Source organism: Mammaliicoccus sp. J-M41, from assembly GCF_022385935.1.
Classification (GTDB): domain Bacteria; phylum Bacillota; class Bacilli; order Staphylococcales; family Staphylococcaceae; genus Mammaliicoccus; species Mammaliicoccus sciuri_A.
Genome location: NZ_JAJNIR010000014.1, coordinates 1 through 12173 on the forward strand (window position 1 = coordinate 1; position 12173 = coordinate 12173).

Annotated in this window: 8 protein-coding genes; 4 read left to right on the forward strand and 4 right to left on the reverse strand. The window is 33.2% G+C overall.

Annotated features, from left to right (window positions below):
- Positions 1 to 420: 420 nt before the first annotated feature.
- Together LQ686_RS07095 and LQ686_RS07100 are read right to left on the reverse strand one after the other, a co-directional pair.
- Complete coding sequence (locus tag LQ686_RS07095) at positions 421 to 2382, reverse strand: fructose-specific PTS transporter subunit EIIC (protein WP_070369348.1); 1962 nt, start codon at positions 2380 to 2382, stop codon at positions 421 to 423.
- Between the two features lie 79 nt (positions 2383 to 2461).
- Positions 2462 to 4324 carry a BglG family transcription antiterminator gene (locus tag LQ686_RS07100; protein WP_239733238.1) on the reverse strand — a complete coding sequence of 621 codons (1863 nt, stop codon included), beginning with the start codon at positions 4322 to 4324 and terminating at the stop codon, positions 2462 to 2464.
- Positions 4325 to 4513: 189 nt separating this feature from the next.
- On the opposite strand from LQ686_RS07100, the gene LQ686_RS07105 reads away from it, so the two are divergent.
- The gene (locus LQ686_RS07105) at positions 4514 to 4810 is read left to right on the forward strand and encodes a DUF3219 family protein (RefSeq protein ID WP_025907599.1); all 297 of its coding nucleotides are present in this window, start codon (positions 4514 to 4516) and stop codon (positions 4808 to 4810) included.
- 5 nt (positions 4811 to 4815) lie between these two features.
- Positions 4816 to 5781 (forward strand): LLM class flavin-dependent oxidoreductase, encoded by a 966-nt coding sequence (locus LQ686_RS07110; protein ID WP_103361684.1) that lies wholly within the window; start codon positions 4816 to 4818, stop codon positions 5779 to 5781.
- Positions 5782 to 5966: 185 nt separating this feature from the next.
- On the opposite strand, the gene LQ686_RS07115 is transcribed toward LQ686_RS07110, so the two are convergent.
- Together LQ686_RS07115 and LQ686_RS07120 are read right to left on the reverse strand one after the other, a co-directional pair.
- Positions 5967 to 7769, reverse strand: a complete 1803-nt coding sequence (locus tag LQ686_RS07115; protein ID WP_107617791.1) for an acyltransferase family protein — start codon at positions 7767 to 7769, stop codon at positions 5967 to 5969.
- A gap of 197 nt (positions 7770 to 7966) precedes the next feature.
- The gene (locus LQ686_RS07120; RefSeq protein WP_025907628.1) at positions 7967 to 8269 is read right to left on the reverse strand and encodes a hypothetical protein; all 303 of its coding nucleotides are present in this window, start codon (positions 8267 to 8269) and stop codon (positions 7967 to 7969) included.
- A gap of 317 nt (positions 8270 to 8586) precedes the next feature.
- Here LQ686_RS07120 and mqo point away from each other — a divergent pair, with 317 nt between their 5' ends.
- Positions 8587 to 10071: a malate dehydrogenase (quinone) gene (gene mqo, locus LQ686_RS07125; protein ID WP_025907630.1), complete on the forward strand. Its 1485-nt coding sequence runs from the start codon at positions 8587 to 8589 to the stop codon at positions 10069 to 10071.
- Positions 10072 to 10593: 522 nt separating this feature from the next.
- The gene (gene fadX / locus LQ686_RS07130; RefSeq protein ID WP_107565362.1) at positions 10594 to 12171 is read left to right on the forward strand and encodes a fatty acid degradation protein FadX; all 1578 of its coding nucleotides are present in this window, start codon (positions 10594 to 10596) and stop codon (positions 12169 to 12171) included.
- The last annotated feature ends 2 nt before the right edge of the window (positions 12172 to 12173 follow it).

Consider the following 12173-nt stretch of genomic DNA (forward strand, 5'->3'; position numbering starts at 1 on the left):
TACGGATTTTCGCCATGCCACGAAATTAGCATCATGCTAGCAAGTTAAGCGAACACTGACATGATAAATTAGTGGTTAGCTATATTTTTTTTACTTTGCAACAGAACCATTTTCCATATCTTCAACAGATTCAGGTGCATACTCAGCAATAATTCTATTAGCAAGTTCGACAGATTTAGGATCTCGTTTTTTTCTAGCCATAACTAACCTCCAAGTTTTAATAAGTGTATTTTAACACTATGCATAGTATTTAGCTCGGCATCCGTAACAAGTAGTTGGTTTGATTTTTAACCAACACTTTTTACGGATATAGTAAGCGATAGCGCGCTAGATTATATAAAAAATAAACTGTGAAGTAGAGTCGTACGTTCTCTACTTACACAGTTTATTTTACACTCCCTTCGTTCCAGGCTTTTTAAATTAAATTTCTTTCAAAATGTTATAAATAGCTTCTGTGCTTTCAGCGTTGATTAATTTTTCTCTTGTTTCATCATCCATAAGTGTACGTGACAGTCTTTGTAATAGCTTCAAGTGTGTATCACTACTATCATTTGGTACAGCAATTAAGAAGATGATTTTAGGTTGTGTTTCATCTAAGCTTTCCCATTCAACACCATGTTTGTTTTTCAGAACAGCTACGACAGGCTGTTTGACAACATTTGATTTAGCATGCGGGATGGCTACATTCATACCGATTGCTGTTGTTGATTCTGATTCGCGTTTCAATACAGCTTCTTTTAACATTTCTTCATCGTCTATAAAGTTGTGATGTTTTAAATTGTGAATCAGTTTATCTATTGCGTCATCTCGAGACATCTCAGCGTCTTCTATCGTAATGACTTTTTCATGAAAGACTTGTTCTGATTCTGTCTGAGTTTCATCATTTGAACTTGATGTTTCTTTTTGATCGTTATCATCTTCATCTAATCCCATAAATGATGTTGTGATACCGCTATTAGATGATTCCATTTCAGGTGTTGCAACTGTTGCTTCTTTTTTCTTTAATAAAAGTGTAACAAGCATTGTAACACTACTTCCGATGATGACAGCAATAAAGAACCATAGTATTTTATCGATACCACCAAGTACAGCTACAATCGGACCACCATGTGCAACTCTATCGCCAACGCCACCTATAGCTGCGATCGCTGCTGCAACCATTGCACCAATCATATTTGCAGGAATAATACGTAATGGGTCTTGTGCGGCGAATGGAATAGCACCTTCAGTAATACCAAATAAGCCCATCGTAAATGATGCTTTACCCATTTCAATTTCACCTTTATTAAATTTACGTCTATTGATAAAAGTAGCAAGACCTAAACCAATTGGTGGTGTACATACAGCTACTGCAACCATACCCATAACGGCATAGTTTCCTTCAGCAATTAAAGCTGATCCGAATAAGAAAGCAACTTTGTTTACTGGACCACCCATATCGAATGCAATCATAGCTCCGATAATAAGCGCTAAGATAATACTATTTGTACCTTGCATACCTTTTAACCATGTTGTTAAGCCTTCAAAAATACTCGCAATCGGTGCACCAATAACAAATATGAAAATAAGTCCTACAATAATTGAAGAAATAATAGGAATAATGATAATTGGCATAATCGGTGCCATTGCTTTAGGAATTTTAATGTTTTTAATCCATTTTGCAATATAACCTGCTAAGAAACCAGCGACAATACCACCTAAGAATCCTGCACCAGCTTCACTTCCGTAAAAGCTACCATCAGCAGCAATTGCGCCACCAATCATACCTGGTACTAAACCTGGTTTATCAGCAATACTAACTGCAATGTAACCAGCTAGAATTGGGACCATAAAGCTAAATGCTAAACTACCGATATTTTCAATAGATTTCCAGAATGAATCATCAGGAATTTTAAGGCCTTCAGGTGTTGTATGCCCACCTAAAGTTAAAGCAATGGCCATTAATAAACCACCGACTACGATAAATGGCACCATGAATGAAACACCATTCATTAAATGTTGGTAGACCATTTGTAGACCGCTTTTTTGATCTTCGTCATCATCTGTTTGTTTATTGCCACCTTTTTCATGATGGATATGCGCATCTTGATCGATGATGCGTTGAATTAATAATTTAGGGTTGTGAATACCTTCTCTAACACTTTCGTTAATTAATCGTTTCCCGTCAAATCTTGATAAATCAACTTGTCTGTCAGCAGCGATAATAATACCGTCTGCTTCTCTAATTTCTTTTGATGTCAGAACATTTTCTGCACCGACACCACCTTGTGTTTCTACTTTAATATCTATGCCCATTTCTTTTGCGGCTTGTTCTAATTTTTCTTGAGCCATATAAGTATGTGCAATCCCGTTTGGACAAGATGTAATTGCTAATATTTTCATAACGTCAGCTCCTTCTTAATTCAATTGTAAACGCATTCACTAAAGCATAAAAAAGAATAATTGCCGTTAGTAGTGGCAATTATTCTTTAAAACGTTCAATGATATATTGTTTGAATGGTTCATCTTCTAGTTTTAGTAAATGCGTAACATTTTGTTCTGTTAATGTAGCAACACTGTGTATGATTTTCTTCATTACTTGTTTATCTTTGTCTGCAATAGATAAGAAAAATACTAAATGAACTTTATGCTGTTTCCATGATATATCTTGTCGGAGTCTAAACATTAATACATGTGACTTAAATACTTTAGTAGGGTCGCCATGTGGAATAGCAATGCCATTTCCAATATAAGTTGATGAGAACTTCTCCCTTTCTAACGCACTTTCAATATACCCACTTGATATTGCATGTTGTTGATTAAGCAAATGTTCTGCATGTTGGAATATATCAACAGTAGAATGTATGTCTGTTTCGATCGGTACTGATAGAAAGTCGATAGGCAATAATGCATCGTTGTTTAAAACAGGGTTTTGCTTCTGATTTAAAATGGTTTGAAATTTATGTGCATCTTCTTCTGAAAATAACGGCGATACTTGAACAACTTGTACATTACTAGGTAGATGTGTCAAGTCAATGTCGTGTGTTGTAACAAGTATATCTGTGTTAGTGAATGGGTATGTTGAAACATCTTCAAGTTTAATCGTATCCGTAATATTAATTTTATGGTTTAATTTTTGAATTTTTGCTTCTAATAAGCTTGAAATCCCAAGTCCGTAATAACAAGTAATGACAACATTAAATTGATCTTGTACATTACGATCTATTGATGATTGAAAATGCAATGCTAAAAATGCTATCTCATCTTCACTTAAATTGAGTTGTGCATCTTCTTCAAGTAAATGAACCGTTTCATATAAAGCGTTGAACACAAACGGGTATTGCTGTTTAATATCCTCTGTAAGCGGATTGTTAATATAAACGTTCTTAACAATGCGCAAATATGTTCTGCTGAAATGTGAATAAACATTTTCACGAAGTACAGCATCTTGCATAAAATCTATACCGACTTTGGCATTCATTTGATAAATTAAACGTTCAATATAACTTTGAATAAATATTTGTTTGAAGCCTAGGTCATATTTGTCAAAATAATAGCTAATAAAAAATGAAAATAGCTTCGCTGTTTCATCGCTTAAAGTGTATTTAAGCTGTCTATTAATATCTTCTATAATTGCCCGAGAAATGGCCAATGCCTCTTGATTAATATCCCATTGTTCAGTTGTATCGTGGATTCTTTTGAAAATAATGATCAGGTGTACGAGCAACTGTTTAATATGCACTTTTGAAGTTTGAATATGGTAATGCTCTAAGTGTTGTTCCATAATATGCATCATTAATTCGCTATGCGCTTTTGGAATTTCATTCAAAATAAAGTCCTCTACTTTAACATTGTTTGTAGAGAGCTGGTTTAAATGAAGAATAGCATTGCGAATATCCATTTCATTGCCACTTACCGTTACGCCTTTTCTTTTAACAAGGTTAATTGCAACGTCATAAGACTCACACCAAGCTTGAATTTGATTTAAATGATCGATGAGTTCATTCTTCGTTAAAGCATAGTCATCAGATAATTGCTCAAGCGTAACAGATTGTTTATACATTAATAATTGATAAGCCATCTTGATGAGCGTTTGACCGTTCTTTTCCGTATATTGATTCAGAATGGTTTCTATCTCTTCAGTTTGATACAACTCGTGATTTAATTGATAACCACGCCCTTTAATACTGATAATGACATCTTTAATTTCACTATTAATATATTTAATATCGCTTCTTACAGTTCTATTTGAAACATTCAAATAGTCAGCTATTTCAGTCCCGTTTAAATAACTATCACGATTTAAAAGTAATAGTTTCATTAATTTCACATGTCTTTCTAACAATAATCCCACCACATTTCAAGTCCACATTTAGATTCATATTATATTGTAAGCGTTTAATGAATGCGTGACAAATAAATGATTAGATACTCACTCAAGTATTCATGCGCTATAAACAGAATGCATGTATTATATCTTTCGACATATTATACTGAACTTAGATATTAAATATAAATTTTGAAGGTGACATAAATGGTTGAACATATATATTTAGATGAAACGGATATTCCATTAACACATTTTGAAGACGAAACTGTAGATGGGTTATATAAAGTAACGATTGAATTTAATGTAACGAGCGAAGCGTATCACGATATTGCTGTTTTGTTATATAGAGGGCATTTTGATGTTGAAGTTCCGGCTAAAAATAAGCAATTTAAAGGTGAAATCTACAATTATTCAACGTCTTTAACAAATTTATATGAGGAAAATCAAGTTGCGGTGTACCGTCTTGTCCTTATAGAAATACCTGAGGAACAAAAAGGATGAACAATATGAAGTTAAGTATACTTGATCAATCACCGATTGCACCTGGTCAAACAGCACATGATGCTTTTAAAGATTCGTTGGCATTAGCACAATTAGGAGAGGCTTTAGGTTATGAAAGGTATTGGCTAACTGAACATCACGGTTTGTCTAACCTTGCAAGCTCAGCACCAGAAGTATTACTTTCTTATATTGGTGCGCATACAAACCATATAAGAATTGGCGCAGGTGCCATATTATTACCACACTATAGACCTTATAAAGTTGCAGAACAGTTTAATACTCTGGCTACGTTATTTCCAAATAGAGTAGATTTAGGTATAGGTAGAGCACCCGGTGGCTCAGCGGAAGCAACTAATGCATTATCGACGCAGTTTTTAAAGCAAGTGTGGGCTTTACCAGAACTGTTAGAAGAATTATTGATGTTCTTGGAAGGGCAATTTCCTTTAAATCACGAATATCATAAAGTAAACGTGTTACCTCAACCTGATGTACCACCAATACCTTGGTTATTAGGAACAAGTGAGAAAAGTGCTTTACTTGCTGCTAAAAATGGCATGCCATATGTGTTCGGTGCTTTTATGAGTGATCAAGATGGTCGTGCAATTGTTGATCGTTACCGTGAACACTTTGAACAAAGAAATCAAGAAACGCCTAAAGTGATTGTTACGGTATCTGTTATATGTGCAGAGACTAATCAAGAAGCTGAAACACTTGCGATAGAAAGTTTAATACCTAAAGCGCAAGGTGAAGATAAAAAGGAAAAAGTACAAACATTTGATGCGTTAAGTGACCGAGAAAAAGAAATGCTTTATGATATGAAAGACAATATGATCATAGGTGATGTCGAAACCGTTCAATCAAGACTTCAAGCGATTCAAGCAGAATATCAATGTGATGAAATCATGGTTAGTACAAATACAATAACGCATGAGGATAGAATGCAATCTTATGGATTATTAGCACAAATATAATTACTTGTTTCAGAACTCAAATATGTTATTAAAGGGTGATTTCGTATGATTTTATTAATAGGAAAAATCATCATCTCAGTCGGTCTCATAGTCGGTTCAATTATAGAAGAAACAATAAGAGCTAAACGAAAAAAACAGTCTAGAACGAAATAGGGTTCTAGACTGTTTTTTGTTAATTTCAAATATCATGATTTCACATGTTTATTTATTTCGGATACGAGTGCTTGTACGCCTTTATATTCTAAATGCACGCCGTCATATGCGAAGTATTCTGAATGGTCTTTTGCTTTTTGATACCAATTGACTAATTGAACATTCTTATGTGAATCTGCTGCTTTCGAAAGTTTTTCGTTGACACTTTGTTCCCAATCTCTTGGTACGTGTGTGTTAACGACGTAAACATGGGCATTACCGAACATTTTAATGAGCTTCGTCAAATCATCATATGAAAAATCGCCATTCGTTCCAAGTTCAAGTACTACTTGTTGATTAGCTTTGTTAAATGTACTGTATTTCTCTTGAACGAGTGGAATAGCATCATTTAAATTACGGCCGACTTTACAATCTATTATTGCATCTGGATATGCTTTATGTATTTCTTCGCCGATATCAACCATGACGGAATCACCGATAAATAACATCTTTTCTTGATGTTTCCCTTTATGATTAATGGTTTGTTCGCTATTAACATTAATTTTAGGAATAGGTAATATCAAACTATTCCTATCATCGTGATTTGAAACTTTAAACGTCGTCTTGGCATGATGATGTTGCGTTTGTTGTAAATAATCAAAATGTCCTGAAAGTATTGTTAACGTAAGACCAACTAATACTAAAGTAATGCTACTTTTAGCAATGAGTGATTTTAATTGAGCTTTTCCAGGTTTAAAATAGGCTAACCCTCGTACTCTAATGGGTACTTCAACATAGCGATATGAACATTCAGCTAACAGTAACGTTAATATGATTTCAATCAATATCATGTAAAAGGGGATTTGCCCTTGAACGAAATGCTTATTGGTAAATGTTATGACAGGATAATGCCATAAATATAAACTATAGGATCTCTGTCCAATCCATAACAATAATCGATTACCTAATGCTTTAGATAATAACGTACTAGGATGAACGGCACTCGCAATGGCAGGTAAAGAACTTAAAGATATAAGATGAATACCACCAAAGTATAACCAATTGTCATTGGATGAAACAGTCAACATAAAATAAATTAATAGCGCAATTGAAATACAACCTATCGTTTCGATTCCAATCTTTAACGGCGTTATAATTTGCTGTTTCAATCTAAAAGGCGGCCATATGTATGCTAGTAATACACCTAATAACAAAGTTTGTAATCTAGTGTCTGTTCCAAAATACACTCTTGAATTATCAACATTCGGTTCAGCAATTAAAATCATTAACAATAATGAAATAAGAGAAGATATAAATACAACTAAAACGAAATGTCTTTTCAACTTTTTAATGCGAAGTAAAATCATTAATAAAATTGGCCAAAATACGTAAAATTGTTCCTCAATTGCTAAACTCCATAAATGTTTAAGTGGCATCACTTTAAAGCTATCAAAGTAACTAACATGATGAAAAATATACCACCAATTGGATACATAAAATAAAGCAGCAAACGTATCTTGTTTCACATTTTTAATAATACTCGGTTCAAATAATAGCGTATATATGAGTACAATACTTAATAAAAATAAGACTGCCGGCAGTAACCTTTTAATACGTTTCTTCCAAAAATGTAAGAGGTCAATCGTGCCTGTATGTTGATATTCATGGATTAATAAGCTCGTGATTAAATAGCCAGAAATGATAAAAAAAGTATCCACACCTAAAAAACCACCCGATAACCACTTAGGATTAAGGTGATAAATGATGATAGCTATAACCGCAATTGCACGTAAGCCATCTAAACCATATAAATAACGAATTGAGTGTGACTTTATCTCTTTCATTTGACCATTCATTTCACATTGACTCCTCAATAAATTGTAAAAATTTCCAATAAGAAATATTGTACCATAATTTACCAAAGATATACAAAAAAGGATAGTAGATAGAAGGAGGCTAACGATCAAGAGTCGAAAACAAGATCGTTAGCCGGCAAAATAAATAAAAAACTGGACCATATCAATCATGGTCCAGTCTTATATTATAAATCCACTTAACACATTCGTTTCAATAACTCAGTTTTAATAATATTTTGTGCTTCTTTGTAATTCTCTGCAGTATGTTCCTGTGCATTGACAATAAGTAAGTCGATTAATTCAGAATCACTTTTTTGACTAACTTCATCTTCGAATTGGAAAATGTTTTCCTCTGTTTCCCTATGGCTCGCGTTTGGCTTAATAATTTGATAGTAATTATCAGCGCCTAATCCACCTTCTTCAATCATAACTGAAATCTCTGAAGATCTTTGTTCATTCTGTCGGTTCACTTTTATAAGATTTTTACCTTCAACAGTCATTTGAAAAACCTCCTTGATTACTCATAATGAATATCCAAAATTCAAAGCAAGAGACAAATACCTATTTAACATTAGTGTATTATTACACAAGAGAAATTACAACTAGAAAGCTCAAATAAAAATTTTTAATGTATTATTACAACACATAGTATGACCAGAACACCTTATGATTTACTTTTACACAATATTAATTTAGAATTGGTATATAAAGAATTAAGATATCTCTTAAAGAAAGTTGCAATTCTTTCAGACCTTTATATTTATGTATACCCAATTCATGAATATAATACATCTTAAATTTTAGAAAGGTGATCAAAATGGATAATAACCAACCAAAAGACGTTATTCTCATTGGTGCTGGTATTTTAAGTACGACATTTGGTTCTTTTTTGAAAAATATTGAACCAGATTGGAATATTAAGTTATTCGAAAGATTAGAACAACCAGCAATTGAAAGTTCAAATGAAAAAAATAATGCTGGTACAGGTCATGCTGCGCTATGCGAATTAAACTACACAGTTGAGCAAGAGGACGGTTCAATTGATGTTGAAAGAGCGAAAGAAATTAACGAGCAATTCGAAATTTCTAAGCAATTTTGGTCATACTTAGTTAAGAGTAAAGCTATCGAGAATCCTCAAGAATTCATTAGACCATTACCACACATCAGTTTCGTAATGGGTATTCGAAATGTAGATTTCTTAAAACGTCGTTATGATGCATTAAAATCTCTACCAATGTTTGAAGGCTTAACTTATACAGAAGATCATAAAGTATTAGCTGAGTGGATGCCTTTAATGATGAAAGGTCGTAATTCAAACGAACCACTTGCAGCAAGTAAAATTGACGAAGGTACAGATGTTAACTTCGGTGAATTAACACGTAAATTAGTTAAAAATATCGAAAAACACGAAAATGCACAAGTTCATTTCCGTCATGAAGTAGTAGACTTTAAACAACTTTCTAATAGTAAATGGGAAGTTAAAGTTCGTAATTTAGAAACTGGTAAAGTAGAAACGCATGTTGCTGATTATATCTTTATCGGTGCAGGCGGACATGCCATTCCATTACTACAAAAAACAAAAATTCCTGAAAGTAGACATCTTGGAGGATTCCCAATTAGTGGTGCATTCTTAGTATGTAACAACCCTAAAGTTGTAAGTGAACATAATGCCAAAGTTTATGGTAAAGAGCCACCTGGCACACCACCAATGACTGTACCTCACTTAGACAGACGTTATATTCAAGGAAAAGAAAGTTTACTATTTGGTCCATTCGCAGCAATCGGTCCGAAATTCTTGAAAAACGGATCTAACTTAGATTTATTTAAATCTATTAATACAAGTAATGTTGTGACAATGTTATCTTCAGGTGTTAAAAACTTATCACTTGTAAAATATTCAATTCAACAAGTATTACAACGTAAAGAAGATCGTATGAAAGAATTGCGTCGATTTGTACCAGATGCAAAAGACGAAGATTGGGATATTCATATCGCTGGTAAACGTGTACAAGTTATTAAAGATACAGAAGAACATGGCCGTGGATTTATTCAATTCGGTACAGAAGTTGTAAATTCAGAAGACCATACTGTAATTGCTTTATTAGGTGAATCACCAGGAGCATCAACATCAGTATCTGTAGCTTTAGAAGTAATCGAGAAGAACTTCCCTCAATATATGGATAAATGGGAATCTAAAATTAAAGAAATCATCCCTTCATATGGTGAATCTTTAATCGAAGATACTGCTTTATTGAAGAAAACTCGTAAACAAACAGCAGAAGCTTTAGAATTAAATAAATAGTGTTGAACCACAGAAGCCATTCCGTTAAGTCGGAATGGCTTTTTTTATGTTTTCTTTTTGTAGTGTGATTCATTCATCATCTTCCTTCTAATTATTTGCTTGTGTATTATTGTTTCATTTATCAAACAATAATATTTCAAATTATTTTAGTGTGAGATGTGATATTTTCCCTTGGTGATTGGTATTTCAATGTTGTTGTATATACGATGCATGAGTAATTTAATGACCATAATATTTTATTGATATAATGAAGTTTTTTGTATACGTAATGATTTTCAGGGTATACGTATGTTCTGAACGAGCGATAATTATTTTAAAAAATATTACAACTACAGTATGTGAGGAGGTACTAAGTGTTAGTTGTAATTATTTCGAATTTGTAATTAAAAAGATATTGTCGTATACCTTTTTACTTTTCTTTCATATTTACACTATGTTATATTTACTAATGTAAGGGCTTACATTTTATTGGGGAGGTCTTTTATGGAATGATTGTAATTATGAATGATAGGGGATAATCGTATGCAAATTATTTCGTTCGAAGATTTGAAAGACATTGTCAAAAGTGGAGATGTTATTTCACTGGCAGCATTATCAGTGAGTAATTTACCAGTGAGTGTCTTAAAACATTTGGTTAAAGCTCATGATGAATATGGAAATCTTAATGATTTAACTTTTATGGTTGCGAATGATATTAGTGATTATCGTGGTGATGGTTATGATTTAGATTCATTTGTGAGTAGAGGTATGGTTAAAAGGCTCATTATGAGTATTATCATTGGTTCACCTAAAACGATAGAAGCGATAAAGAATAATGATGTAGAAGCATATTTTGTACCGCAAGGATTGTTAGCTACACATTATCGTAATTCGTTAGCCAAATTTCCAGATATGATTTCTAAAATAGGTTTACACACTTCCGTGGATCCTAGATTTGAAGGCGGAAAAGTCAATGATGTGACTAAGGAAGATATCGTTTCTTTATTAGAAATTAATAATGAGGAATATTTACAATATAAATTTCCTAAAGTTGATATTGCATTGCTTCGTGGTACATACGCTGATAGCGAGGGGAACATTTATATGCATCATGAAGCACATTTGGGAGAAGGCTATGGTGCTGCTTTAGCGGCGCATCAAAATGGTGGAAAAGTTATTGTACAAGTTAAAGAAATTGTACAACATGGTAGCTTTAAGCCAACAGAAGTCTTTATTCCTGGAGAGCTTGTGGATTATGTATGTGTAAATGATGACCCAAAACATCATAGACAAACCATTCAAAATTATTATGACCCAGCTATTTCGGGTGAATATAAAGTACTTAGTATGCCTGAACCAATTAATGAATTGAGTACACGTAAAGTGATTTTACGACGTGCTGCCCAATTTTTAAATGTAGGTAATGTTGTGAGTATAGGGTTTGGCATTAACAATGAATTATCGAATTTATTGGTTGAGGAAAAAGCTGAAGATTTAGTTCAGCTGAATATAGATACGGGTGTATTTGGTGGAATGATAGGAAGTGGTCAAAACTTCGGATTAAATTACAATTTAGATGCGAAGATGCGACATGAAATGACATGGGACTTTATTTATAGCGGAGGCATAGATGTAGCTTATTTAAGCTTTGCTGAAGTGGATCAGTTTGGTAATGTCAATGTTTCAAAATATGGCGATAGAATGAATGGTTGTGGAGGATTCATAGATATTAGTCAAACGGTCCAAAAAATTATTTTCTCAGGAACAATGGTAGTAGGAAGTAAGGCTACTTGGAATGATAAAGGTTTAGTAATTGAAAAAGAAGGTCATGCTCAGAAATTTGTTGAACAAGTACATAATATGGACTTCAATGCATCATATGCTAAAACGTTAAATCAAGAAGTCTATTATGTAACGGAACGCGCTGTATTCCAATTAACCGATGAAGGTGTCAAATTAATTGAAATTGCAGCTGGATTAGATTTAGAGAAAGATATTCTATCCAATATAGCATTTCAACCGATAATTGCTGAAGAACTTAAAGTAACGGATCAGCAAATTTATCAAGAAAATTGGGGAGGATTGCAACAACGTATTAAAGACAATGGTTCAAACTATTAAGG

Coding starts and splice junctions, on each gene's coding strand:
- LQ686_RS07095 (WP_070369348.1), bottom strand. CDS start 2,382: ATGAAAATATTAGCAATTACATCTTGTCCAAACGGGATTGCACATACT.
- LQ686_RS07105 (WP_025907599.1), top strand. CDS start 4,514: ATGGTTGAACATATATATTTAGATGAAACGGATATTCCATTAACACAT.
- LQ686_RS07110 (WP_103361684.1), top strand. CDS start 4,816: ATGAAGTTAAGTATACTTGATCAATCACCGATTGCACCTGGTCAAACA.
- LQ686_RS07115 (WP_107617791.1), bottom strand. CDS start 7,769: ATGAATGGTCAAATGAAAGAGATAAAGTCACACTCAATTCGTTATTTA.
- LQ686_RS07120 (WP_025907628.1), bottom strand. CDS start 8,269: ATGACTGTTGAAGGTAAAAATCTTATAAAAGTGAACCGACAGAATGAA.
- mqo (WP_025907630.1), top strand. CDS start 8,587: ATGGATAATAACCAACCAAAAGACGTTATTCTCATTGGTGCTGGTATT.
- fadX (WP_107565362.1), top strand. CDS start 10,594: ATGCAAATTATTTCGTTCGAAGATTTGAAAGACATTGTCAAAAGTGGA.